The following is a 23,210-nucleotide window of genomic DNA, read 5'->3' as shown; positions in this document are numbered from 1 at the left end:
TCCCTGCCCACTGACGCCGAAGTGATAGCTGTGAATTAAGTTTCAAGCACTATCGTGCGGCTGTGCACGTACTCCTGGTGGAAGACGACGAACCGGTCGCCGAGTCGCTGCGGCGCGGACTGAAGCGCTACGGCTTCAAGGTCGACTGGGTCGCCACGGGCGCCGCGGCCCTCGCCCACTCCGACCCCTACGACGTCGTGCTCCTGGACCTCGGCCTGCCCGACACCGACGGCCTCGACGTCTGCAAGGCCCTGCGTGAGCGCGGTGACGTGCCGATCATCGTGATCAGCGCCCGCAGCGACGAGACGGACCGGGTGGTCGGCCTGGAGCTGGGCGCCGACGACTACGTGTCCAAGCCGTTCGGGGTGCGTGAGGTCATCGCGCGGATACGGGCGGTGATGCGGCGCGTCCAGCCGCGCACGGCCGCCGCCCCCGAGAGCGGCGCCGACCGGTACGGCACCCGCCTCACCGTCGACCGCAAGGCGGCCCGCGTCCGTGTGGACGGCGAGGAGGTCACCCTCGCGCCCAAGGAGTACGACCTGCTCTCCTTCCTCACCGAGGAGCCGGGCGCGCTGATGTCGCGCGAGCAGATCATGGAAGCGGTCTGGGACGCGAACTGGTTCGGGCCGACGAAGACGCTGGACGTTCACGTGGCGGCGCTGCGGCGGAAGTTCGCCGGGGTCGTCACCATCGAGGCGGTCCGGGGCGTCGGCTTCCGCCTGGAGATCGTCAAGGACCCGGAGATCGTCAAGGGCGCCGGGTCCGCATGAACCGCCAGCTCATCCGCAGTTACATCCTGCTCGTCGCGGTCGCCATCCTGCTGTTCACGGTGCCGGTGGCCTTCACGCTCACGAAGCAGCTGCGGGACGACACCGAACTCTCCGTCCTGCGCGAGGCCGACACCATGGCGCTGCTGCTGGGCAACGGCGATCGCATCTCGTGCGAGGCCCTGACCGAGGTGGCCAAGGCGTACGGCCGTGAGACCCCCGGCGACGTCCAGGTGACCCCCACCAGCAGCTGCGCCCCGGACCTGCCGAAGCCCGCCGCGGACGCGGCGCTGACCCGCGCCGTGAAGGGGAACCACCCGACGACCGACTGGGGCTCGGACTTCATCTGGGGCAAGCATCTGACGGTCACCGTGCCCGCCCAGGGGACGTCGGCCGTACGGATCGTCTACTCGACCTCGGACATGACCAAGCGGTTGTGGAGCATCTGGGGTTTCCGGGCGGGACTGGCCGTGCTCGTGCTGGCCGCGGCGGCCGCGATCGGCGCGTTCGCCGCCCGCCGCATCACCGCTCCCCTGCGCGAACTCAACGGCATGGCCAGCAAGTTCAGCGACGGAGACCTCACCGCACGCTCCCCGGTGACGGGTCCGCCGGAGACCCAGACGCTGGCGCGCACCCTCAACCAGGGCGCGGAACGCCTGGACACGCTGGTCGCCTCGCAGCGCATCTTCGTGGCCGACGCCTCGCACCAGCTCCGCACGCCGCTCACGGCGTTGCGCCTGTCGCTGGACAACATCGCGGACGGGGTGGACGACGAGTTCGTGCGGGAGGACGTGGAGCAGGCCACGGCGGAGGTGGTCCGCATGAGCCGGCTCGTGAACGGCCTGCTGGTGCTGGCGCGGGCCGAGGCGAAGGTGACGGCCGCCGAGCCACTGTCCCTGACGGACATCGTGGCCGAACGACTGACGGTGTGGAGACCGGCCGCCGACGAGCGCGGAGTCACCATCGCGCTCAGGGGGAGTGGTGTCGGCGACCGGCCGTCTGTGCTGGCCAGCCCCGGTCATCTGGACCAGGTGCTGGACAACGTGCTCTCGAACGCCCTGGAGGTGTCACCGGACGGCGGGGCGATCACCGTCCGGACGGAGTGGAAGGGCGACTGGGTGGTGCTGTCGGTCCTCGACGAGGGACCGGGCATGTCGGACGCGGAGAAGTCCCGCGCCTTCGACCGCTTCTGGCGCGGTCAGGGCCTCACCGGGCGCTCCGGTTCCGGTCTCGGCCTCGCCGTCGTCAAACAGCTGGTGACGGACGACGGCGGGACGGTGACGCTGGTGGACGCTCCCGGGGGCGGGCTGTGCGTGCGCATCACCCTGCGGGCGGCGCAGCGCACGGGCTGAGGGTCGCTACGGGGCTCAGCCCTCGGGCATCGCCGACGAGTGGTGGTTGACGATCTTCCACTTGCCGTCGCGCTTCTCGTACTCGTAGGTGTAGCGGGCCTCGACGACTCTCTTCTTGCCGGTGTCGTGGTCGGTGAGGGTGAACTGGTACACGCCGGAGTCGAGGGCGGAGTTGTTGTCGAGGACGTCGATGTGCGTCTCGATCTTCTTGCCGACCGGCTTGTTCTGGAGGAAGTGCTCCATGTAGTCGACGATGCCGGCGCGGTCCGTGCGGACCTTGTTGGAGAGGGTGGGCAGCAGGACCGCGTCCTTGGCGTAGCGGTCGGCCACCGTCTCCGGGTCGCCGGTCCGCAGCGCGGCGTTCCAGCCGTCGAAGAGGGCGGCGATCTGCTTCTTGGTGGGCTTCGCGGGCTTCTCGGAACCGGCCGCACTGACCCCGGCCAACGCCGTGGCGGCGGCGACGAGGGCGGTGGCGGTGACGAGGGCGGCGCGTATGCGGGTCTTGCGGGTCATCGCAACTCCTGTGCGGCTTGTGCCTGTTGGGATGACTCAAGATTCGCGTCCGGCCGGTTAGCGCCCGTGCAGCCGTCGTACAGGGGACGTTCAAGACCTCTCCAACCTTCAGGAGCGGGCGGGCTTGCCCCGGTCACGGACGAGGCTGACGCCGGCCCCGAGGGAGACGACGCCCATGCCGACGGCCGTCATCACGCCCTGCGATCCGTCGACCACGAAGGGCGCGGCGGCGGCGACCGCGAGGTTGAAGAGGAAGAGGAACCACAGGACGGGGCGGGAGGAGAGCAGGGCCTTCATGACGGGGCTTCCTTCGTGAGGGTGGGGGTCGTTCGCTTGCGAGGGTCGTTCCCTTGCGAGATCAACGATCCCGTCCCCGACCTGCCGAAACGAGGGAGCGCACTCCCGAACCGATGGTGTAGGCAGGTACACCATGGTGATCGGGACGAGTGAGGCACTGCTGGCGGGGATCGTGCTGCTGGGGTCGAGCGTGCAGTGGCTGACCGGGATGGGCTTCGCGCTGGTGGCCGTCCCGGCGCTGGTGCTGCTGCTCGGCCCGGCCGACGGAGTGGTCCTGGCGAACTGCGCGGCGGGCGTGATCAGCGTCGTGGGCCTGGCGGGCGGCTGGCGCCGGGTGCGCCCGGCGGCGATGGTCCCGCTGTGCCTGGCCGCCGCCTGCACCGTCCCGGCGGGCACCTGGCTCACCCGCCGGCTCCCGGAACCGGCCCTGCTGCTGGTGATGGGCGCTCTGGTGACGGTGGCCGTCCTGCTGGTCATGCGGGGCGCCCGCATACCCGCCCTGCGCGGCACCCGGGGCGCGGTCGTGGCCGGCGCGGCGGGCGGCTTCATGAACTCGGCGGCGGGCGTCGGCGGCCCGCCGGTCTCCCTGTACGCCGTCAACGCGGGCTGGACGGTACGGGAGTTCGTGCCGAACGCGCAGTTCTACGGCGTCGTCGTGAACGCCTTCTCGGTGGCGGCGAACGGGGTGCCGAGGCTGGCCGCTCCCCAGTGGGCCGCGGTCGCCGTCGCGATGACCGTGGGCGCGTTGGTCGGCAGGGCGCTCGCGGGGCGGCTGCCGGAGAAGCGGGCCCGACTGCTGGTGCTGGGGCTGGCGTTGGCGGGTGGGGTGACTGCGGTGGGGAAAGGACTCTTCGGCATTTCCTGACCGTCCAACCGGTTTGACGAGTGCGTCGGACTTAGCATCAGGGGGGCCTGATTGAATGCTCCCCTCCCTGAAGGGAGGGGATTCTCTCCTCCAGGGCTGAGCGGGGATTCCTGGCTCACGCTGCCAGACGGGGCAGCGCCCCGTCTGGTCTTCCACGATCAGCACCAGCCGGGGTCAGACCAGCCCGGACAAGCATCACGCGTGCGGAGTTCTTGTCCCTGGGGGACACGGCTCCGCACGCGCTGCAGGTGTAGGTGCGCTCACCCAGCGGCAGTGCGTGCTTGGCTCTCGCTCCGCATTGCGCGCAGTCCATCGTGGTGTGCGCGGGGTGTACCAGGTGCACAGCCCTACCATGCTTACGGCCCATCTCGGCCAGAGCTGTCTTGGTGGCGCCGATGGCGGCGTCAGCGGCCTTCTTGGCCATCGAGGTCTTGGCGAGGAACTTCGGACGGAAGTCCTCGACTGCCAGCGCGTCGTGGTCGCGGACCACGGACTTCGCCCACTTGCGGCCGGTGTCCTGGCGTTGCCGGGCGGCCTTCTTGTACGCCTTGGCGCGCAGCCGCTTGGCCTCCCCGTAGCCCTTCGATCCGGACTGCCCCTTCTTCGGCTTGCGCCGGGCCATCATCCGGTCATCCCGGGTCAGCTTCTCCTTGGTCTTGCTGCCGTGCTCGGCATGCGGGAGGTCGTGGGGGTCGCTGGTGGTGGTCGCGGTCTCCTTCACGCCCCAGTCGATGCCGATCACCGCGCCCGTTTCGGGCAGCGGCTCGATGACGGCGGGAACAACGAAGGAGCAGTACCAGTGCCCCAGACTGTCCTGAAAGACGCGCACGCTGGACGGGGTGGCGGGAAGATCCCGCGACCATACCGGCGTCAGCACGATGCCGCCCGCGAGGTGCACCTTTCCCTCTTTGAGACCGAAGCCACGCTTGGTGTAGTTCAGGCTCGGCAGGGCCTCGCGCTTCTTCTTCCACTTCGGCATCCCGGCCCGGCGGTGCATGGGCAGCCGTTCCCTGATGTCCTTCTGCGCTTTGGTCTTGGACTTGCCGAAGTCGCGGATGATCTGCTGTTGAGGAACGCTGCTGCCCTCACGCAGCCACGCGGCCTTCTTCCGGGCCTCGGTCAGCATCTTGTCGAGTTGTGCAGGACCGCAGGTCCGCTTGCCGGTTCCTTCGGGCCGGTTCTTGTTCCAGGTGTGGACCTGCTTCGACTTGGCCACGCACTCGTTCCAGATCCAGCGGCACCGGTCCCACTCCGCCGTCAGGAGCGTGCGGGCGGTGGACGACACGCGAAGCCGGAACGTCCACCGGGCGTGCCCGGCGTCTCCGGCTGTCGCTGATGTCATCATGCGGCTACCGTAGCATCATGATTCGTTTCGCGTTGCGCATCCCGGAAGACCTCCACGCACGGCTCACGGCACAGGCAGCCGCCGACCGGCGGTCCATCAACTCCGAGATCCTGCACCTGCTTGAGGTCGCCCTCGACTCTCCTGCGGTGAGCGCCGAATCGCCCGGCGGCGACTCGGCTTCCCCTGCCCCGCTAGGCGGGAAGCCGGATTCCTCCCCGGCCTGAAGGCCGGGGCGTCATCCGGTCCGAGCGACCACCGCGAGAGCGGCGCCATCGCCGACAGCTACTGGCCGGCGGTGGAGGCGAGCCGGGCGGCCTGGCGCGGACTCGGCCTGCCCTACGACCCGTTCGCGCTCTGCCGGGACGCGCTGGGCGCCGACTGGCCCGGCGCGGTGTCGGTCGGCCGCAAGAACGGGCGGGAGCTGGCGCCGGGCGTCGCCCGTGAGCCCAACAACGGCTTCCAGGTCCACTTCGACGAGGCACTGCGCGAGTTCCGGGAGGACCTGCTGGATGCGCCAATGGTCGCCCAGTTCGCCTTCAACCTGTACCTCAGCGTCCCGGAGTCGGGCGGCGAGACGGTCATCTGGCGGCACCGCTGGCATCCGGCCGACGAGGCACACCGGCTGCCGCGGTCCTACGGCTACGCCGAGACGGTGGTGGCGGACGCCGAGTCGGTCGAGATCACACCGTCCGTCGGCGAGGCCCTCCTCCTCGACCCCCGCAACTTCCACGCCGTACGGCCCAGCAGCGGGGCCCGCCGGATCGCGCTGGGCTTCTCGATGGGGCTGAGCGTCACCGGAGAACTGCTGACCTGGGGATGACGGCCCCTCGACTGCGCTACGGTCGTCCGATGGACGTTTTGCGTTATGTGGCCTTCGGCACCGACCCGGCCGGGGGCAACCCCGCGGGCGTGGTGCTCGACGCCACCGGCATCGACGACGCGACCATGCTGGCGACGGCGGCGGAGGTCGGCTACTCGGAAACGGCGTTCGTGGTGCCGTCCGACGACGGCACCCTGACCGTCCGCTACTTCAGCCCGCTCGCCGAGGTGCCGTTCTGCGGCCACGCGACGATCGCCACGGCGGTCGCCCACGCCGACCGGCACGGCACCGGACCGCTGAGCCTGCGCACCAACGTGGGCACCGTCCCCGTCACCACCGCCGTGGCCGACGACGGGACGACGGTGGCGACCCTGGTGAGCGTCGCACCGCACACGGAGCCCCTCGCGGAGCCCGACCTGACCGAGCTGCTGTCGGCGCTGCGCTGGTCCGCCGACGAGCTCGATCCGGCGCTGCCGCCCCGCGCGGCCTACGGCGGCGCCTGGCATCCGGTCATCGCCGCGGCCGACCGGGCCCGGCTGGCCGACCTCGACTACGACATGCCCGCGCTCACCGCCCTCATGGCCCGCCGGAACTGGACCACCGTCGACCTGGTCTGGCGGGAGTCGCCCACCGTCTTCCACGCCCGCAACCCCTTCCCGCCCGGCGGGGTCGTCGAGGACCCGGCCACCGGCGCGGCGGCCGCCGCCTTCGGCGGCTACCTGCGGGAACTCGAACTCGTCCCCACCCCGGCGACCTTGACGATCCGTCAGGGCGAGGACATGGGCCGCCCGAGCACCATCACGGTGTCGGTCCCCGCGGAACGGGACAGCGGCATCGGCATCACGGGCACGGCCGTTCCCATCTGACGTCCGGCATCCCGGGCGAACACGGTTCAGCCGGCGTCCAGCTCGAAGACGACCTCGATCTCGACGGGCGAGTCCAGCGGCAGCCGTGCCACGCCGACCGTGCTGCGGGCATGGCGCCCCGCGTCGCCGAAGAGCGCGCGCAAGAGGTCGCTCGCGCCGTCGACGACCCCGACCTGTCCGGTGAAGCCGTCGGCGCAGGCCACGTACCCGACCACCTTCACCACGCCCGCCACGGCCGCCCGGCCCGCCACGGAGTCCGCGGCGGCCAGCGCGGCCAGCGCGCACCGCCGGCTGAGGTCGTACGCCTCCGCGGGCGTCACCGTGTCCCCGACCCGGCCGGTGGCCACGAGCGCGCCGTCCACGAGGGGCACCTGACCGGACACCGCCACCTGCCGGCCGCTGCGCACCGCCGGGACGTACACCCCCTTGGGCGGGCTGACGTGCGGCAACGCGAGGCCCAGCTCCGCCAGGCGTGCGAGCAGAGCGGCACGGGCACGAGCACGGCGGTCTTCGGCCATCTCTCCCCCGCTCCCCCGTTCTGCTCCCCCGCCCCGGCGCCCGGCGTCCCCGCGGCTAATTCGCCGGCCGTGCGCCCAGGTGCTCGCCGATCTCCTCCGCCATCACACGGCCCGCCTCGAACTCCAGCGTCTCGTCGCCCAGCGGGCTCTGGTCGGTGTCGAGGCCGTCCAGTTCCTCCAGGGGCTGGTCCAGCCGGACGTGCGCGAGCACCGAGTGCAGGGCGCGCAGGGTCGCCGAGGCCGTGGAGCCCCAGTTGGAGAAGTAGGAGAACTGCCACCACCACAGGGCCTCGGTGGTGCGGCCCGCGCGGTAGTGGACCATGCCGTGTCGCAGGTCGGCGATGACGTCGGCGAGGTCGTCGGAGATCCGGGCCGGAACGGGCGCCTTGCGGGGCTCGTAGGGGTCGAAGACCTCCGAGTAGACGTCCACCGGGTCCAGCAGGCTGGCCAGGTTCTCGCGGAGTTCGTCCGCGTCCGGCTCGAAGCCCGGGTCGGGCTCGTAGCGCTCGTCGGGGACGATGTCCTCGTGGGCGCCGAGGCGACCGCCGGCCAGGAGGAGCTGGGACACCTCCAGGAGGAGGAAGGGGACCGCCGAGCCCGGCTCGTCGCCCTTGGCCACCTCCGTGACGGCTACCAGGAAGCTCTCGACCTGGTCCGCGATCTGGACCGCGAAGTCGTCCGGGTTCTGCTCGGTCGCGTGCAGCGTGGCGTCAGACATCTAGGAGTCGTCTCCCCTCGAAGGCGCGGCCGAGAGTGACCTCGTCCGCGTATTCCAGGTCGCCACCCACCGGGAGGCCGCTGGCCAGGCGGGTGACCTTCAGGCCCATGGGCTTGATCATGCGGGCGAGGTACGTGGCGGTGGCCTCGCCTTCCAGATTCGGGTCCGTGGCAAGGATCAGTTCCGTGACCGTACCGTCGGCCAACCGCGCGAGAAGTTCTCGTATACGCAGGTCGTCGGGTCCGACACCCTCGATGGGGCTGATCGCGCCGCCGAGGACGTGGTACTTGCCGCGGAACTCGCGCGTGCGTTCGATCGCCACGACGTCCTTCGGCTCCTCGACGACGCAGATGACCGTCGGGTCGCGGCGGGCGTCGCGGCAGATGCCGCACAGCTCCTCCTGCGCCACGTTGCCGCAGGTCGCGCAGAAGCGGACCTTCGCCTTGACCTCCATCAGGCACTGCGCGAGCCGCCGTACGTCCGTCGGTTCCGCCTGGAGGATGTGGAAGGCGATCCGCTGCGCGCTCTTGGGACCGACGCCGGGCAGCCGCCCCAGCTCGTCGATGAGGTCCTGGACCACGCCTTCGTACAACGGACTGCCGTCCTTCCTGGGGTTCCTTGCAGTACGTACGGTAGTTGGCCGGGGCCGGTCTTAGAAAGACGGACCGGCCCTAGAAAGGCAGACCCGGGATGCCGCCGCCGCCCAGACCCTGGGCCAGCGGGCCGAGCTTCTGCTGCTGGAGCGTCTGCGCGTTCTCGTTGGCCGCGTGGACGGCCGCGACGATCAGGTCGGCGAGGGTCTCGGTGTCCTCGGGGTCCACCGCCTTCGGGTCGATCCGCAGGGCGCGCAGTTCGCCGGAGCCGGTGACCGTGGCCTTCACCAGGCCGCCGCCGGCCTGCCCGTCGACCTCCGTGTTCGCCAGCTCCTCCTGGGCACGGGCCAGATCCTGCTGCATCTTCTGGGCCTGCTGGAGCAGCTGCTGCATGTTCGGCTGGCCACCACCGGGAATCACGATCAACTCCTGTCTGCCTTTTTCCTGTCTGCCACTGAGCCTACGTGCTCCATCAGCGCGTCGCCCCGCCACTCTTTCGAGTGAGTTACCTCGGTGGCCTATACCTGATCAAGGCCCCCTTCCAGGCGGAAAAGCGACGAAAGCTCGCCCTTCGCCACCCATTGGGAGGTAGGAAGGGTCGGCACATTCAGCATCAGACGTTACGCGGAGTCACTGAGTCATAAGGGAGTGCCGGGTGGGTCAGCAGCCGGAGATGCAGCCCGAGGGTCCGCCTCAGGACGGGCGGGGCGAGGGCGCGGCCGGGCTGCGGCCGGGCGACCTGACCGGGCGGGCGTTCCCGCTCGGGGACTGGGGCGAGCCCGCCGAGCGGCTGGACGAGCTGTACCGGTGGGTGGAGCGCGGGGCGCTGGAGACCGCCGCCTGGTATCTCGCCGACCGGGTGTGGAAGCGGCGGGGCGCGCGGGTGCTGCGCGCCGGGGCGGCGGCCGGGGCGGTGAGCGGGGTCGCGCTGCCGCTGCTGGATCTGACCCGGGTGATGGGCGGGGTCGCTCCGTGGGGGTATCTGGCGCTGCTGTTGGCGGTGGCGTGCGTGGCCGTGGACCGGTTCTTCGGGGTGACGTCCGGCTGGATAAGGGACGTGGCCACCGCGCAGGCCGTGCAGCGGCGGTTGCAGGTGCTGCAGTTCGACTGGGCCTCGGAGAGCGTCCGGGAGGTGCTGGGGCCGGCGGAGGGTACGGCGAGCGAGGCCGCGGAGCGGTGCCTGGGGGTGTTGCGGCGGTTCTCGGAGGACGTCACGGATCTGGTGCGTACGGAGACGGCGGACTGGATGATGGAGTTCCGGAGCGGGCCGACGCCCATGGGGATCCAGGCGGCGGTTGCCTCCGGCGGGCGGGCGGATGCGGGGGCGGCTGGACGGTTCCCGGCGCCGCCCGGGGTGAACGCCCGGCCGAACATGCCTCGGCAGCGGCCGCCGGAGCCGCGGTGAGGGCGGTTTCCGTCCCCCGGGGGCTGCCGCCCCCAGACCCCAGTTGTCGGCCCTTGAGGGGCCTCGTCCTCGAACTCCCCCGGAGGGGGACCCCCAACAGGCTGGTGGTGCCGTACCGGGCCATGACCCCGGACGCGACGATGCCGACGACGGCCGTCCCGGTGGCAACGATGTTCTCCGCGTTCCGCCACCGCACTGTGGGTGCCCCCGCGACTCCCGGCAGTCGTTGGTGAGTTCACCGTACGACCGTCCGAAGGCGCGGGCCGGACCCGTCGGTCGACGTTCGCCGGACGTTCAACGCCTGGTGTAGGTCAGCTTCTCCCCGGTGCCGGTGTTGATCCGTTGCAGCCTGCCGTCGGCGAGCAGGGTGACCTCGGAGGCGGCGCCGGGGCTGCACGAGGAGAGGGGTTCGCCCGAGGTGACCTTGGAGGGGCCGATCTCCAACGGGCCTTCGCCGCCGGGCCGCTTGGAGAGACCGGCGCTGAACTCGCAGTGGTACGTGTCCCCTTCGGCGACGAGTCCCAGCACGGTGTCGCCCACCTCGCCCTGGCCGATGGTGAGCCGGCGCGTGTTGGTGCCGCTCGCGTTCTCGATCGTGGTGGTCCAGGTGCCGAGGTAGGCCGCCGGGACCACACCGTCGGTCGGCGACGGGGAGGGGGACGCGGAAGAGGACGGGGACGGCGGTGTCGAGGCCTTCGACGTGGGCGCGTTCGAGGCGGTGGTGGCGTTGCCCGGCGGCGGGTCTGCCGTGGCGTCGTCGTCGCCGTTGAGGAACGCGTACACCGAGCCGCCTGCGGCGACCGCGACCACCAGGGCGACCAGGAGCAGCAGCGTGGTCGTACGGCGGCTGCGGCGCGGGGGCGGCTGCGGGCCGGCGGGGTCGGCCTGTCGGTAGGGGCCCGCCCCGTCCGTGTACGGGTTGTGGGGGGCCGGGGCGCCCGGTGTCGCGGACCAGGCGCCCGACGGCTGGTGGGGGTAGCCGTAGGCGGCGGCCGGGTGCGGTTGGGGGTGGCCGTACGCCGGGTGGGCCGGGGCGCTGCCCGCGCCGGGCGGGGGTGTCTGCGGCGGGATGCCGTCGGGGCCCGCGACCAGGGTGGGGCGGTGGTCCGGCGAGAACGCGGCACCGCGCGGGCCGGAGTGCTCCGGGGCGGCCTCGGGGGCGGTCTCCGTCTGCCGGGGAAAGGCCGACGGGCTTGCGCTCTCCGCGCCCTCGGGGTCCTCCGCCTCCAGCAACCGCACGGCGTGGCGGCCGAGTTGGGCGACGAGGGCGCCGGGCAGCCAGGGGTCGCGGGAGCGGCCGTCGGAGACGGTGTCGTCGGCGCCCGTGAGCTCCAGGACGCGGTCCAGGGAGGGGCGGGCGGCCGGGTCCTTGCGCAGGCAGGCGCGGACCAGGTCGGCGATGCCCTCGGGGACGCCCGAGAGATCGGGTTCGTCCTCGGCGATGCGGAACATCAGGGCGTGCGCCCCGTCGTCGGCGGAGCCGAAGGGAAGGGTGCCGGTGGCGGCGTAGGCGATGACCGAGCCGAGGCAGAAGACGTCGCTGGCCGGGGTGATGCCGTCGCCTCGCACCTGCTCGGGGGCCATGAAGCCGGGCGAGCCGATCACCGCGCCGGTCTGGGTGAGCCGGCTGTCGCCGGTCACGCTCTCCAGCGCCCGGGCGACGCCGAAGTCGATGACGCGGGGCCCTTCGATGGTGACCATCACGTTGGACGGCTTGAGGTCGCGGTGGACGATCCCGGCCGCGTGGATGTTGGTGAGCGCGTGCGCGAGCCCGGCGGCGAGGATGCGCACCGATCGCTCGGGCAGCGGCCCGTGGTCGTGGCTCACGACCTGCTGGAGGCTCGGCCCGGCGACATAGCCGGTGGCCACCCAGGGCACCTCGGCCTCGGTGTCGGCGTCCAGGACGGGCGCCGTCCAGAACCCGCCGACCCGCTGGGCGTTGCGCACCTCCTGCCGGAACCGTGCCCGGAACTCCTCGCGCGCCGCCAGTTCCCGCCGGACCAGCTTCACGGCGACCGTCCGCCCCCGGTCCGACCGGGCGAGGTAGACCCGTCCCATCCCGCCCGCCCCCAGCCGCGCGAGCAGCCGGTAGCCGCCGATGCGCTGCGGGTCCCCGGGCCCCAGTTTCTCCATGGCAGCGCCGCCTTTCCCCCACATGTGTGATCGAGCCGAGGATAAACCGGCCTTTCGGGGAGTCGCGTGGCGCGATGTCTACGGTTCCGTAACGGGAGGCTCCAGGGCGTCCAGGACCTTGGACAGGCGTTCCAGTACCTGTACCGCCTCGGCGAGCTCCGCCTCGCCGTACGCCGCCGCCAGCCGGCCCGCGAAGGCCGCGTGCCCGGGGTCGATGCGGGTGATCGCGGCCCGGCCCTCCTCCGTGGGCGCCAGCAGCTTGGCGCGCCGGTGGGCGGGGTTCGGCCGGTACTCGGCCAGCCCCTTCTCCACCAGCAGGTCGGCGATGCGCTGCACGCTCTGCCGCGTGATGCCCATCGCCCGGGCGATGCCGGACACGGGCAGCGGCTCGCGCAGCACCGCGCCGAGCACCTGCCACCATGCGGCGGTGATCCCGGCGGGCCGGGCCAGTTCCTCGGCGACGGCGAGGAACTGGCCGTTCAGTCGGAAGACCCCGAGCGCGCCGCGACTGAGCAGTTCCTGGTGCTCACGGCTCACCGCCGCGCCCCCGCCTTCTCCGCCTTCTCCAGTACGGCGTACGCCTGCGCGTCGGAGTCGTGGAACAGCCGGTACCAGGCGTCCAGCACCTCGCCCTCGTACACGCCGAGGAGTCCGAAGATCTCGCGCGCGAAGGCGACCGGTTCGGTCGGACCGGCGGTGATCAGAGCGCCGTCGGTGACGGCGTCCGCCTCGACGTACCGCTCCCCGCCGCCGTATCCCGTCGCGGCCAGGTAGAAGGAGACCGCGCTGGTGTGGTCCCGGTCGTCGAGCAGGCCCTCGCGGGCCAGACCCGCGGTGGCGCCGCAGATCGCGGCGACGGGTACCCCGGCGGCAAGGAACTCCCGCGCCTTGCGGGCGAAGGGCGCGAGGTCGTCGGACGTGTCCCAGAGGTCGGCGCCCGGGAGGATCGGCAGGGAGCTGTCCTCGGGGCGTACGTCGGCCAGGGCCAGGTCCGGACGGACGCGCAGGCCGCCGATGCTGACGACGGGCTCGCGGGTCGGGCCCACGGTCCTGATCTCGTGTCCGGCGCGGGCGAGATACGCGGTCGCGTGTCCCGTCTCCCAGTCGGCGAGGGTGTCGTAGACGGCGAGATGCACAGGCTTGCGACTCATGACTCCTCCTCTGACTTCTCCTCGGAGGTGACCAGTTATGACAACATGCTGTCATTTAGGCAGCATGCTGTCAATACCCCTCGACAGCCCGCCACTGCCGTGCGACTCCCGACAACCTGTCGCGGATTCCCCCCGTCGACGGAACAGGACGCCGATACCGCTTCCGCATCGCGGACATTTACGCTCGCTGCCATGACCCCTCAGACCGACCCCCAGGCCGGCGCGGCCGTGAAGGCCGCGGACCGTGCGCATGTCTTCCACTCCTGGTCCGCCCAGGAGCTCATCGACCCGCTCGCCGTGGCCGGCGCGGAGGGGTCGTACTTCTGGGACTACGACGGCAAGCGGTACCTCGACCTCACCAGCGGGCTCGTCTACACGAACGTCGGCTACCAGCACCCGAAGGTCGTCGCCGCGATCCAGGAGCAGGCCGCACACCTGACCACCTTCGCGCCCGCCTTCGCCGTCGAGGCCCGCTCGGAGGCGGCCCGGCTGATCGCCGAGCGCACCCCCGGCGACCTGGACAAGATCTTCTTCACCAACGGCGGCGCGGACGCCGTCGAGCACGCCGTGCGCATGGCCCGGCTGCACACCGGGCGGGCCAAGGTGCTGTCGGCGTACCGGTCGTACCACGGCGGCACGCAGCAGGCCGTGAACCTCACCGGTGACCCCCGGCGCTGGGCCTCCGACAGCGCCTCCGCCGGGGTCGTGCACTTCTGGGCGCCGTTCCTGTACCGCTCCCGCTTCTACGCGGAGACGGAGGAGCAGGAGTGCGCGCGGGCCCTCGAGCACCTGGAGACGACGATCGCCTTCGAGGGGCCGGGGACGGTCGCCGCGATCGTCCTGGAGACCGTTCCGGGCACCGCCGGGATCATGCTTCCGCCGCCCGGCTACCTCGCCGGGGTGCGGGAGATCTGCGACAAGTACGGGATCGTCTTCGTCCTGGACGAGGTCATGGCCGGGTTCGGCCGCACCGGTGAGTGGTTCGCCGCCGACCTGTACGACGTCACCCCCGACCTGATGACCTTCGCCAAGGGCGTGAACAGCGGATACGTGCCGCTCGGCGGTGTCGCCGTCTCCGGCGCGATCGCGGAGACCTTCGGGAAGCGGCCGTACCCCGGTGGTCTGACGTACTCCGGGCACCCGCTGGCCTGCGCCGCCGCCGTCGCGACGATCAACGTCATGGCGGAGGAGGGGATCGTCGAGAACGCGAAGAACCTGGGCGCGTCCGTCGTCGGACCGGGGCTGAAGGAGCTGGCCGAGCGGCACAGAAGCGTCGGCGAGGTGCGCGGTGTCGGCATGTTCTGGGCGGTCGAGCTGGTGAAGAACCGGGAGACCCGCGAGCCGCTCGTGCCGTACAACGCCGCCGGGGAGGCGAACGCGCCCATGGTCGCCTTCGGCGCCGCCGCCAAGACGGCCGGGGTCTGGCCGTTCGTGAACATGAACCGGACCCACTTCGTGCCGCCGCTGAACGTCTCCGAGTCCGAGGTCAAGGAGGGGCTCGCGGCCCTGGACGCGGCGCTCTCGGTGGCCGACGAGTACACGGAGTAGGGGCAGAACGGTCGCTACGCGCGAAAGGGCTTGAAATCTTCGAACGCGTAAGGTGGCGTGCTCGTACATACCGATGAGCACGCCACCTTTTCCGTGTCCGAGCATTTCGCACCCGACGATGGAGACGCCCCGACCATGTCCGCCACCAGCGGCAACGGCGCCGTGACGCGCAGCACCCTGCGACAGCAGATCGCCGACGCGCTTCGCGACGAGGTGCTGGGCGGACGGCTACAGCCGGGGCAGGAGTTCACGGTGAAGGAGATCGCCGAGCAGTACGGCGTCTCCGCGACCCCCGTCCGCGAGGCCCTCGTGGATCTTTCCGCGCAGGGCCTCCTGGAGGCCGACCAGCACCGGGGCTTCCGGGTCCACGAGTACTCCGTCGAGGACTTCCGGGGCATGATCGAGGCGCGCAGCCTGATCATCGAGGGGATGTTCCTCGCCGTGGACGAGGGCCGCCAGCCCCACCAGAACCTGGAGGAGCCCCGGATCGCCGCCGCCATAGCGGGGGTGCGCCGACGCGGCGAGGAGGCGCAGCGGGCCGCCTCCGCCGGTGACCTCACCGTCCTCATCGGCTACGACCTGCGCTTCTGGCGCGAGCTGAGCTCCCTGTTCGGCAACCCCTACCTCGCCGACTTCCTGCACCGGCTGCGCGTGCAGTCCTGGGTGTGCACGGTGCAGCACCTGCGGCGGCTGACCGATCTGCGCGGCCACCTGTGGTCCGGCCACACCGAACTCGTCGACGCCCTGTACCACCGCGACATCGCCGCCGCCCGCGTGATGCTCGCCGCGTACAACGCCGACTCCATCACCCTGATCGAGCGACTGGCGGCGGGATGAGCGGGGCGGACACCGGTGTGCCCCGCTCCGCGCCCCCAGAGCTCTCCGTCGTCATCCCCGCCTACAACGAGGAGCGCCGGCTCGGCGCCACCCTGGACGCGGTGACCCGCCATCTCGACGCGACCGGGAGCCACTGGGGCAGCTGGGAGATCCTGGTCGCCGACGACGGGTCCACCGACGCCACCCGCGAGCTCGTCACCGTCCGCCGCGACCCCCGCGTGCGGCTCGTCATCGGCGCCGGATCCGGCAACCGGGGCAAGGGGCACGCCCTGCGTCTCGGGGTCGCCGCCAGCCGGGGCCGCCACGTCCTGGTCACGGACGCCGATCTCGCGACCCCCGTCGAGGAGTTGGGGCAGCTGGAGAAGGCGCTCGCCGACGGCCACGCGGCGGCGGTCGGCTCGCGTGCCGTCCCGGGCGCGACCCTCGGGAGCCGTCAGCACCGGATACGCGAACTCCTCGGCACCGCGGGCAACTTACTCATACGCCGGACGACCCTGCGCGGGATACGCGACACCCAGTGCGGTTTCAAGCTGTTCGACGGCGACAAGGCCCGCGCCGCCTTCGCCGCCTCCCGCCTCAACGGCTGGGCCATCGACGTGGAGGTGCTGCGGCACTTCCAGCGCGTCGGCTGGCCGGTCGCCGAGGTGCCCGTGCACTGGTCTCACCAGCCCGGCTCGAAGGTCCGCCCCGCGGACTACCTCCGGTTCCTGCGCGACCTGGTCCGGCTGCGGATCCCGGTACCGAGACCCGCGGACGTCCTGGCCGTCGCCCTGTTCCTGGCGATGGCCGTGGCCCTCTACTCGGGCCGCGTCCTCGACCCCGCCCACCGCTATCTCACCGACTCCCTCCAGGACCAGAACCAGTGGGAGTGGTTCTTCGCGGTGACCGCCGACAACGTCGCCCACCTGCGCAACCCTCTCTTCACCGACCTCCAGGGCTTCCCCGGCGGCGTGAACCTGATGGCCAACACGGCGATGCTCGGCCTGTCCGTCCCGCTCACCCCGGTCACCCTGCTGCTCGGCCCGGCCGTCACGCTCAGCCTGGTGATGACGCTGGGCCTGGCCGCCACCGCCGCCGCCTGGTACCGGCTGATCGTGCGACGGCTCGTCCGGCAGCGGGCGGCCGCCTTCGCCGGAGCCGCGCTGGCCGCGTTCGCGCCGCCGATGATCAGCCACGCCAACGCCCACCCGAACTTCGTCGTGCTGTTCATGATCCCGCCGATCATCGAGCGCGCGCTGCGGCTGACGACAGGCGAGCGGGTCACCCGGGACGCGGTCGTCCTCGGCCTGATGGCGGGCTACCAGTTCTTCCTCGGCGAGGAGCCCCTGCTGCTCGCCGCGATGGGCATGCTCCTGTTCGCGGTCGCCTACGGCGCCGTACGCCCCGACGTGGCGCGGAAGGCCGCCCGCCCGCTGCTGAACGGATCGGCGGTCGCCGCCGCCGTCTGTCTGCCGCTGGTCGTCTACCCGCTGGCCTGGCAGTTCTCCGGCCCGCAGAGCTACTCCGGCATCGAGCACGGCACAGCGCCCGGCGTCGCCAACTCCGCCCGCGCACTCCTGTCGTTCGCCGAACGCTCCCTGATCGCGGGCGACGCCGACCGCGCCGACGCCCTCTCCCTCAACCCGACCGAACAGAACGCCTTCTACGGCTGGCCGCTTGCCCTGCTGGCGTTCGCGATCACGGTACGGCTGTGGCGGCGGCCCGCGGTCAAGGCGCTGGCCTGCACGGCTGCGGGCGCGGCGGTGCTGTCCCTCGGCCCGCGCGTCCCACTCCCCCTCACCGACACGACCGTCCCCGGCCCCTGGACCCTGCTCGCCGGTCTCCCCCTCTTCGAGTCGGTCATCGAGAGCCGGGTCGCGCTGGTCTGCGCCCCGGCGCTGGGCATGCTGCTCGCCCTGGCGATCGACCGGCTGGCGCAGGCCCGCCGCCTGGGCACGCAGTACGCCGGGCTGCTCGCCGTCTGCCTCGCCCTGCTTCCCCTCCTCCCGGCCCCGCTGAAGTCCGAGCCGCGCGCCGAGGCGCCCGCCTTCTTCACCGACGGAACCTGGAAGACCTACGTCCGGGGCGACGAGACCCTGGTCCCGGTGCCGCTCGCCGAGCCCGAAAGCGCCGAGGCACTGCACTGGCAGACGGCGGCCGGCCTCGGCTTCCGGATGCCCGGCGGCTACTTCAACGGCCCCTACGGCGACGGCGACCGCACCGGCGTCTACGGCGTCCCGCTGCGCTTCACGGCGAGCCTGCTGCGGGACGTGCGCTACACGGGCGTGGTCCCGGTGATCGACGCCCGCGCCCGGACCGAGACCCGTGAGGACCTCGCGTACTGGCGGGCGGGCGCCCTGGTGCTGGCCCCGCAGCCGCACGCCGACCGGCTGCGTGAGACGGTGGAGAAGCTGACGGGCCGACCGGGTAAGTGGGTGGCCGGAGTATGGGTATGGGACCTGCACCAGGGGATGCAGGACGGGAGCTGACGTGCACGGCAGCGACTACCCTTCCCTGACCGGCATTGCCGCACTGACCGTGCAACGCACCGTGCAACGCGCTGAGTGAGGAGCTCTCTTTGGCCTGTGACCTGTGGCTGGTGCCGCTCGTCGACGTGTTGTGCCACACCCCCGACAATCCCTTCGCCGACGAACTCGCCCAGTACAACAAGGTGCTGGCCCAGGCGGGGCTCCCGCCGGTGCCGGTGTACCAGTACATGCCGGGCCTGTCCGGCGACGTCGCCCCGGTGGCCGGCTTCGACTACGACGCCCTGCACTTCCTGCGCCGCGCCTACCTGCTCCAGGTGTGCCGGCTGCCGGTGACGCCGGTGGACGAACTCGGCGGCGACTACGAGCAGCTCCTGGAGATGTTCGAGGCGACGGCCCAGCAGTCCCACCTGGTCTGGCACTACGACCACGCGGGCGCGTATGTCCCGGTCGACTTCCCGCAGCCGCTGTCCAACGACGAACTTCTCGCCGGTGGCGGCCCGCTCGGCTCCTCCCAGTCCCTGCTGCGGGAGCTGGAGTTCGTGGCGCCGTCGATCGGCATCGATCCGGCCAATCCTCCGGCGGCGCCCCAACCGCCCGCGGGTCCCACGGAGTTGGAGGAGCCCGCCGTTCCGGCGCCGTACGATCCCAGCCCCTTCGCGCGCGAACGGCACGTCTGGCTGGGGCTGCACGCCGCGGCGACGCGGAGTCTGGCGCAGGGGTCGATGATCGTGTTCAGCTGAGTCGGTCGTGTGCGGCTGGGGGCTTGGGGTCAGCGGCCGAGCTGCGAGAGCCCCTTCTGCACGTCCTCCTGGTTCATCACGGGGGTGTAGGAGATCTCGGCGTTGAGGTTGAGGAAGAACGGCTCGCTGAGCACGGGCATCTGCGAGCTCTCCTGCATGTCGAAGACCACGTAGGCGGTGCGCTTGCCGTGGTCGGTGGTGAAGTAGGCCGCTTCGGGCTTGATCTGTTCCATCGCCTCCTGGATCAGCTTCCCCAGGGTGCCGTTCCGGATGGCTTCGTTCGCCTTCTCCGTGTCCATGGACGCCTTGAGCAGTACGCGCATCGCACTCACCTTCTTCTGGTCAATGCACGGGGGTTCGGGGGACGTTTTCAGGATATGCCCGTAATGCCGGGCAAGGCGCCCGGGGCGCCCTGCCCGGCAGCTACTCACACCTGATCGACGATGCGGATGGTCCGGATACCCGTACCCCGGTAACGCGTCGGCGTCCTGGTCAGGACCGGGCGGCCGTGCGGCCACTCGACGGTCGGCAGCGCGAGATGCAGCACATGGGCGCCGCTCCAGTCGTCCTCGACCTTGCCGCCCGGCTCCTCGTCCGCCGGACCGGCCGTCCGCAGACGCTTGCCGACGGAGGCGGCCGCCGCGAAGTCGAGTCCCTCGATGTTGACGGACGGCAGCGCGCCCACATGTTCGGCGACTCCGGCCCGCTCGCGCTCGGCAGCGGCGAGACTCAGCGCGGGGATGCAGACCCGCAGAGCAGGGTCCTTCTCCGCCTCGACGACAAGCCGGGAGGCCATGCTGTTCCCCGCGCCCAGTGCGAGCGCGGCCGTGTCGTCGAAGATGACGGCACGCGGCAGCGGATACCGCTTCCCCTGGGTCACTGGACCTCGCCGATGCGCCCGGCCTCGAGGTCGGCCCACAGCTTCTCGCCGGCCTTCTCGTCCTCCTCCGTGTACGGCCTGCCGAGGAAGTGCTCCTCCACGTACGCCTTGGTCTCCTCGTACCGCTTGCGGAGCTCTTCCTTGGTCGGGGTGGCCCCGGCCAGCTGAGCGACCAGGTCGCGCATGCTCATCCCGCGCTCCCGGGCGAGCTCCTGGAGACGGTCACGGACAGCGGGGTCGACCTTGATCGTGGTGTCAGCCATGAGCACAGTATACCGGCGGTATACCACCTCGGGGCGTACGAGTGTGACGGCCATCGACACTCCGTTTCTTTCGAAGGACCCTGCAGGCGAATGCAGGCCGGGAGTCTGGGTGGGCCTACGCGGGCACGGCCTGCCCACGCAGGAGGGTTCGGGCCAGTTCCCCGCCCCGGCGGGCGGCGTCCCGGAAGGCGGTCGCGCCGGGCTTGCGCAGTTCGAGCCCAACGGTCCCGGCAGGAGCCGGTGTCGGCGGAGCCGGGCGCTTGCGGCGCAGGCGGTTCTCGATCAGCGCCTGCGGCGAGTGGACGGGGGACGGAAGGCCGTCCGTCAGCGCCGCCCGCACCTGCGCGGTGCTCGCCCCCGCGTCCCACCACGCCTCCACGAGCGGCGCGAGCCGCAACGCCTCGGCGGCGCCCAGGGTGAGCCGGGGGTGCGTACGGCCGAGGGAGCCGAGGAACTTGGCGGCGACCGCGGTGCGCTCACCGACCGCTTCGTGCTCGGCGGGCTCGTCGGGCTCGGCGGGCTCGACAGGCGGCGGGGAGGGAGGTTCTTGTTCCCCAGGGTTTTCCCCCGAAGGGGAAGCGCCTTCGGTCGCGTCTCCCGACTCGCCGGAGGCCCGGTCCTGAACTTTTTCAGGTTCACCCGTCGGGGGTTCGTCCTCGTACGGAGTATCGAAAACCTCGTACACCGTGGAGAACTGACGCGTCTGCGGATCCTGCCGCACCACCCGCCGCAGGTACCGGGATTCCTCCAGCTCATGCAGGGCGGAGGCGATCCGGGCCCGCCCCTCCTTGCGCTGCTCGGCGAGGGTTCGGATGGTGGCGCGGGCGCCGTCCGGGAGGCTGATGAGGTACGTCAGTACGCCCACCGCACACCAGGAGAGGCTCCGGTCGCGGAGAAGAGCGTTGGAGAAGACCGAAAAGGCGCGCGTGGGCGTCGTACGATGGATCCGCATGGGGAGTTGTGGCTCCTGATGTCGAGCCCCCGGGTGTTGGTGCACCGCGGGGGCGTTTCGTTGGCGTGACTCTACGGGCACGCAAAGCGACGAATGCAAGCCAGAACAGGGTTTCCCTGGGCGGAAGTTCCCACTTTCACCCCTCGGAGTGAAGTGCGGTGCGCAGTAGAAGCGTGTGGACGAAGCGGTCGGGTGTGGTCGGGCGACAGCGCCAGGACAGGGGCCAGGTCAGGTCGTCCAGCGCGGGGACGGGGATGAACCACTCCTTGTCCGGGCCGCAGGTCATGCGCGTGACCTCGGGCGGCCAGGCGAGGTGGGTCGTACTCCCTGGCGGCACCAGGAAGTAGACGCACCGGCGCCCGCTCGCCGTCTCGATCACCGGCCCGGGGTCGCCCCCTGTCATCCGCGCCAGCAGGTCGGCGATCTCGCGCCCCCCAGTCGCCGTCCAGCCGTACGGCGTCGAACCGGACGCCGGCCTTGGGGAGTTGGACGCCGGATTCAGGAATCCAGTCGCTTGGGCTCCCGCGACCCGGTATACCCGCATTTGCCGCACATCTTCCGCGCCGGCGAGGGCCGGAGAAGGGGTGCGGTCACGCCAGGGCGTCGATCTCCCGGACGAGGCGCGCCCCTTCGCGGGTCATGACCTCCGGGTCGCGCAGGGCGCTGGAGAGCAGCGACATGCCCTGATAGGCGCCGACGAGCGCGAGCGCGTGACCGTCGGGCCCGTCGACCCCGATCTCGCGGTACTGCCGCTCCACCCAGTCCAGCAACCGCCGGATGACAAGCCCGGCGGCGAGATCGAGACCGCCCTCGTCGCGCTTGTCGAGTTCGACGGCGAGGGTGCCCATGGGGCAGCCGTAACGGGCCGCGACGTCCCGTCCGTCGACCCAGCCGGCGACGAGGCTCTTCAGACGCTCGCGCGGGTCGTCGAGTTCGTCGAGCCGGGCGGTGAGTCCGTCGAGGTACTCGGCGTGCCGGGCGAGGGCCGCCTCCACCAGCTCGTCCTTGGTCTTGAAGTAGTAGTACACGTTGCCGACGGGGACGTCGGCGGCGCGGGCGATGTCGGCGATGGTCGTCCGCTCCACGCCCCGCTCGTGCAGCACCGCGGCGGCGGCGGCCATGAGCCGCTGCCGCTTGCCGCCACTCCGCTTGCCGCCACTCTTCGCGGCACGCCCCTCCACTGAGTCAGTCACCCAACTGACTATAGACAACCGGCGGTCGGATCGTGCTAGCGTCACGTCCATCGAGTTAGTCAGCCAACTAACTCACGACAAGGGAAACGGGGAGTCGGTCATGGGGAACGAGACGAACGAGACGAACGAGACGATCGTGGTGACCGGTGCGACCGGGAACGTCGGCCGCGCGCTGGTGCGGATGCTCACCGAGGCCCGGGTGCCCGTGACGGCCGTCGCTCGCGGCGTGACCGACGCCGACGTGCCGGCCGGGGTGCGGGCGGTGAGCGCCGATCTGGCCGAACCGGCCGGTCTGCGGGCCGCGTTCGAGGGGGCCGAGGCGCTGTTCCTGCTGGTGGCGGGCGAGGACCCGCACGGTGTCCTGGCGGAGGCCAGGTCCGCCGGGATCCGCAAGGTCGTGCTGCTGTCCTCGCAGGGCGCGGGAACCCGCCCGCAGGCATACCGGCATCCGCGCCGGTTCGAGGACGCCGTACGGGAGTCGGGGCTCGACTGGACGGTCCTGCGGTCGGGCGGGATGGCGACCAACGTGTTCGCCTGGGCCGAGTCGATCCGCGCCCGGCGGGAGGCGGCGGCGCCGTTCGGCGACGTCGGCCTGCCCTTCGTCGACCCCGACGACGTGGCCGCCGTCGCCGTCGCCGCCCTGCTCGGGGACGACCACCTCGGCGCCACCTACACCCTGACCGGCCCCGCGCCGACCACCCCGCGCGAGCGTGCGGCGGCCATCGCCGCCGCGCTCGGCGAACCGGTGCGCTTCACCGAGCAGACCCGGGAGGAGGCCCACGCGCTGATGACGCGGTTCATGCCCCCGCCCGCGGTCGAGGGCACCCTCGCGATCCTGGGCGAACCCACCGAGGACGAGCGGCGCCCTAGCCCCGACGTCGAACGCGTCCTGGCCCGGACCCCGGGCACCTTCGCCGCGTGGGCCGCACGCAACGCGCCCGCCTTCCGCTGAAACACCCGCCCGTCTCGGGCGAAGAACCGACAGA

28 protein-coding genes are annotated in these 23,210 nt (G+C 71.6%); 12 read left to right on the top strand and 16 right to left on the bottom strand.

Annotated elements, in window-relative coordinates; genetic code table 11:
- Window positions 1-62 precede the first annotated feature (62 nt).
- The gene (locus tag OG289_RS28095) at window positions 63-770 is read left to right on the top strand and encodes a response regulator transcription factor (protein WP_327316826.1); all 708 of its coding nucleotides are present in this window, start codon (window positions 63-65) and stop codon (window positions 768-770) included.
- Complete coding sequence (locus OG289_RS28090; protein ID WP_327316825.1) at window positions 767-2,119, top strand: sensor histidine kinase; 1,353 nt, start codon at window positions 767-769, stop codon at window positions 2,117-2,119. The genes OG289_RS28095 and OG289_RS28090 overlap by 4 nt, the downstream gene beginning before the upstream one ends.
- 15 nt (window positions 2,120-2,134) lie before the next feature.
- Here OG289_RS28090 and OG289_RS28085 read toward each other — a convergent pair whose 3' ends face one another.
- Together OG289_RS28085 and OG289_RS28080 are read right to left on the bottom strand one after the other, a co-directional pair.
- Window positions 2,135-2,632 carry an SgcJ/EcaC family oxidoreductase gene (locus OG289_RS28085; protein ID WP_327316824.1) on the bottom strand — a complete coding sequence of 166 codons (498 nt, stop codon included), beginning with the start codon at window positions 2,630-2,632 and terminating at the stop codon, window positions 2,135-2,137.
- A 108-nt stretch (window positions 2,633-2,740) separates the two neighbouring features.
- A complete protein-coding gene (locus OG289_RS28080; RefSeq protein WP_327316823.1) occupies window positions 2,741-2,929 on the bottom strand; it encodes a hypothetical protein in 189 nt (62 codons plus the stop codon).
- 133 nt (window positions 2,930-3,062) lie between these two features.
- Here OG289_RS28080 and OG289_RS28075 point away from each other — a divergent pair, with 133 nt between their 5' ends.
- The gene (locus tag OG289_RS28075) at window positions 3,063-3,794 is read left to right on the top strand and encodes a sulfite exporter TauE/SafE family protein (protein ID WP_327316822.1); all 732 of its coding nucleotides are present in this window, start codon (window positions 3,063-3,065) and stop codon (window positions 3,792-3,794) included.
- Window positions 3,795-3,909: 115 nt separating this feature from the next.
- Here OG289_RS28075 and OG289_RS28070 read toward each other — a convergent pair whose 3' ends face one another.
- Entirely contained in the window at window positions 3,910-5,136 is a 1,227-nt protein-coding gene (locus OG289_RS28070; RefSeq protein ID WP_327320820.1) for an RNA-guided endonuclease InsQ/TnpB family protein, read from the bottom strand.
- A 20-nt stretch (window positions 5,137-5,156) separates the two neighbouring features.
- On the opposite strand from OG289_RS28070, the gene OG289_RS28065 reads away from it, so the two are divergent.
- The 3 genes from OG289_RS28065 to OG289_RS28055 all read left to right on the top strand — a co-directional run bounded on the left by OG289_RS28065 (window position 5,157) and on the right by OG289_RS28055 (window position 6,825).
- A complete protein-coding gene (locus OG289_RS28065) occupies window positions 5,157-5,363 on the top strand; it encodes an Arc family DNA-binding protein (protein ID WP_327316821.1) in 207 nt (68 codons plus the stop codon).
- A 71-nt stretch (window positions 5,364-5,434) separates the two neighbouring features.
- Window positions 5,435-5,959: a 2OG-Fe(II)-dependent halogenase WelO5 family protein gene (locus OG289_RS28060; RefSeq protein WP_327316819.1), complete on the top strand. Its 525-nt coding sequence runs from the start codon at window positions 5,435-5,437 to the stop codon at window positions 5,957-5,959.
- A gap of 29 nt (window positions 5,960-5,988) precedes the next feature.
- Entirely contained in the window at window positions 5,989-6,825 is an 837-nt protein-coding gene (locus OG289_RS28055; protein ID WP_327316818.1) for a PhzF family phenazine biosynthesis protein, read from the top strand.
- Between the two features lie 26 nt (window positions 6,826-6,851).
- Here OG289_RS28055 and OG289_RS28050 read toward each other — a convergent pair whose 3' ends face one another.
- From OG289_RS28050 to OG289_RS28035, 4 genes are all read right to left on the bottom strand, one after another.
- The gene (locus OG289_RS28050) at window positions 6,852-7,343 is read right to left on the bottom strand and encodes a RidA family protein (RefSeq protein ID WP_327316817.1); all 492 of its coding nucleotides are present in this window, start codon (window positions 7,341-7,343) and stop codon (window positions 6,852-6,854) included.
- 55 nt (window positions 7,344-7,398) lie between these two features.
- On the bottom strand, window positions 7,399-8,061 hold the full coding sequence (locus tag OG289_RS28045; protein ID WP_327316816.1) for a DUF5063 domain-containing protein: 663 nt from the start codon (window positions 8,059-8,061) through the stop codon (window positions 7,399-7,401).
- Window positions 8,054-8,653 (bottom strand): recombination mediator RecR, encoded by a 600-nt coding sequence (gene recR / locus OG289_RS28040; protein ID WP_079660860.1) that lies wholly within the window; start codon window positions 8,651-8,653, stop codon window positions 8,054-8,056. Before recR ends, OG289_RS28045 begins: the two co-directional genes overlap by 8 nt.
- Window positions 8,654-8,732: 79 nt before the next feature.
- Window positions 8,733-9,074, bottom strand: a complete 342-nt coding sequence (locus OG289_RS28035) for a YbaB/EbfC family nucleoid-associated protein (protein WP_327316815.1) — start codon at window positions 9,072-9,074, stop codon at window positions 8,733-8,735.
- A gap of 253 nt (window positions 9,075-9,327) precedes the next feature.
- Between OG289_RS28035 and OG289_RS28030 the strand changes: the two genes are divergently transcribed.
- Complete coding sequence (locus tag OG289_RS28030; RefSeq protein WP_442819102.1) at window positions 9,328-10,059, top strand: SLATT domain-containing protein; 732 nt, start codon at window positions 9,328-9,330, stop codon at window positions 10,057-10,059.
- A 294-nt stretch (window positions 10,060-10,353) separates the two neighbouring features.
- On the opposite strand, the gene OG289_RS28025 is transcribed toward OG289_RS28030, so the two are convergent.
- The 3 genes from OG289_RS28025 to OG289_RS28015 all read right to left on the bottom strand — a co-directional run bounded on the left by OG289_RS28025 (window position 10,354) and on the right by OG289_RS28015 (window position 13,343).
- Window positions 10,354-12,192, bottom strand: coding sequence for a serine/threonine-protein kinase (locus OG289_RS28025; RefSeq protein ID WP_327316812.1), 1,839 nt, complete (start codon window positions 12,190-12,192; stop codon window positions 10,354-10,356).
- A 78-nt stretch (window positions 12,193-12,270) separates the two neighbouring features.
- Window positions 12,271-12,729 carry a MarR family winged helix-turn-helix transcriptional regulator gene (locus OG289_RS28020; RefSeq protein WP_327316811.1) on the bottom strand — a complete coding sequence of 153 codons (459 nt, stop codon included), beginning with the start codon at window positions 12,727-12,729 and terminating at the stop codon, window positions 12,271-12,273.
- Window positions 12,726-13,343 carry a type 1 glutamine amidotransferase family protein gene (locus OG289_RS28015; protein WP_327316809.1) on the bottom strand — a complete coding sequence of 206 codons (618 nt, stop codon included), beginning with the start codon at window positions 13,341-13,343 and terminating at the stop codon, window positions 12,726-12,728. Before OG289_RS28015 ends, OG289_RS28020 begins: the two co-directional genes overlap by 4 nt.
- Before the next feature lie 192 nt (window positions 13,344-13,535).
- On the opposite strand from OG289_RS28015, the gene OG289_RS28010 reads away from it, so the two are divergent.
- From OG289_RS28010 to OG289_RS27995, 4 genes are all read left to right on the top strand, one after another.
- Entirely contained in the window at window positions 13,536-14,891 is a 1,356-nt protein-coding gene (locus tag OG289_RS28010; protein WP_327316808.1) for an aspartate aminotransferase family protein, read from the top strand.
- A 135-nt stretch (window positions 14,892-15,026) separates the two neighbouring features.
- Window positions 15,027-15,728 carry a GntR family transcriptional regulator gene (locus tag OG289_RS28005; RefSeq protein ID WP_327316807.1) on the top strand — a complete coding sequence of 234 codons (702 nt, stop codon included), beginning with the start codon at window positions 15,027-15,029 and terminating at the stop codon, window positions 15,726-15,728.
- Window positions 15,725-18,196, top strand: coding sequence for a dolichyl-phosphate beta-glucosyltransferase (locus OG289_RS28000; RefSeq protein WP_327316805.1), 2,472 nt, complete (start codon window positions 15,725-15,727; stop codon window positions 18,194-18,196). The genes OG289_RS28005 and OG289_RS28000 overlap by 4 nt, the downstream gene beginning before the upstream one ends.
- A gap of 89 nt (window positions 18,197-18,285) precedes the next feature.
- On the top strand, window positions 18,286-18,936 hold the full coding sequence (locus OG289_RS27995) for a hypothetical protein (protein ID WP_327316804.1): 651 nt from the start codon (window positions 18,286-18,288) through the stop codon (window positions 18,934-18,936).
- 29 nt (window positions 18,937-18,965) lie between these two features.
- Here OG289_RS27995 and OG289_RS27990 read toward each other — a convergent pair whose 3' ends face one another.
- The 6 genes from OG289_RS27990 to OG289_RS27965 all read right to left on the bottom strand — a co-directional run bounded on the left by OG289_RS27990 (window position 18,966) and on the right by OG289_RS27965 (window position 22,224).
- Window positions 18,966-19,259, bottom strand: a complete 294-nt coding sequence (locus OG289_RS27990) for a hypothetical protein (protein WP_327316802.1) — start codon at window positions 19,257-19,259, stop codon at window positions 18,966-18,968.
- A 104-nt stretch (window positions 19,260-19,363) separates the two neighbouring features.
- Entirely contained in the window at window positions 19,364-19,816 is a 453-nt protein-coding gene (locus tag OG289_RS27985) for a hypothetical protein (RefSeq protein WP_327316800.1), read from the bottom strand.
- A complete protein-coding gene (locus OG289_RS27980; RefSeq protein ID WP_327316799.1) occupies window positions 19,813-20,079 on the bottom strand; it encodes a hypothetical protein in 267 nt (88 codons plus the stop codon). Before OG289_RS27980 ends, OG289_RS27985 begins: the two co-directional genes overlap by 4 nt.
- A gap of 115 nt (window positions 20,080-20,194) precedes the next feature.
- A complete protein-coding gene (locus OG289_RS27975) occupies window positions 20,195-21,031 on the bottom strand; it encodes a hypothetical protein (protein ID WP_327316798.1) in 837 nt (278 codons plus the stop codon).
- A gap of 136 nt (window positions 21,032-21,167) precedes the next feature.
- Complete coding sequence (locus OG289_RS27970; protein WP_442818963.1) at window positions 21,168-21,575, bottom strand: hypothetical protein; 408 nt, start codon at window positions 21,573-21,575, stop codon at window positions 21,168-21,170.
- A 46-nt stretch (window positions 21,576-21,621) separates the two neighbouring features.
- Window positions 21,622-22,224 carry a TetR/AcrR family transcriptional regulator gene (locus tag OG289_RS27965; RefSeq protein ID WP_327316796.1) on the bottom strand — a complete coding sequence of 201 codons (603 nt, stop codon included), beginning with the start codon at window positions 22,222-22,224 and terminating at the stop codon, window positions 21,622-21,624.
- 100 nt (window positions 22,225-22,324) lie between these two features.
- On the opposite strand from OG289_RS27965, the gene OG289_RS27960 reads away from it, so the two are divergent.
- Window positions 22,325-23,176 (top strand): SDR family oxidoreductase, encoded by an 852-nt coding sequence (locus OG289_RS27960; RefSeq protein ID WP_327316795.1) that lies wholly within the window; start codon window positions 22,325-22,327, stop codon window positions 23,174-23,176.
- Window positions 23,177-23,210: the final 34 nt, after the last annotated feature.

The organism is Streptomyces sp. NBC_01235 (genome assembly GCF_035989285.1).
In the GTDB taxonomy this organism is placed as follows: Bacteria; Actinomycetota; Actinomycetes; order Streptomycetales; family Streptomycetaceae; genus Streptomyces.
Note: the sequence above shows the minus strand (reverse complement) of the source record. Positions and strands in the feature narration are given on the sequence as shown.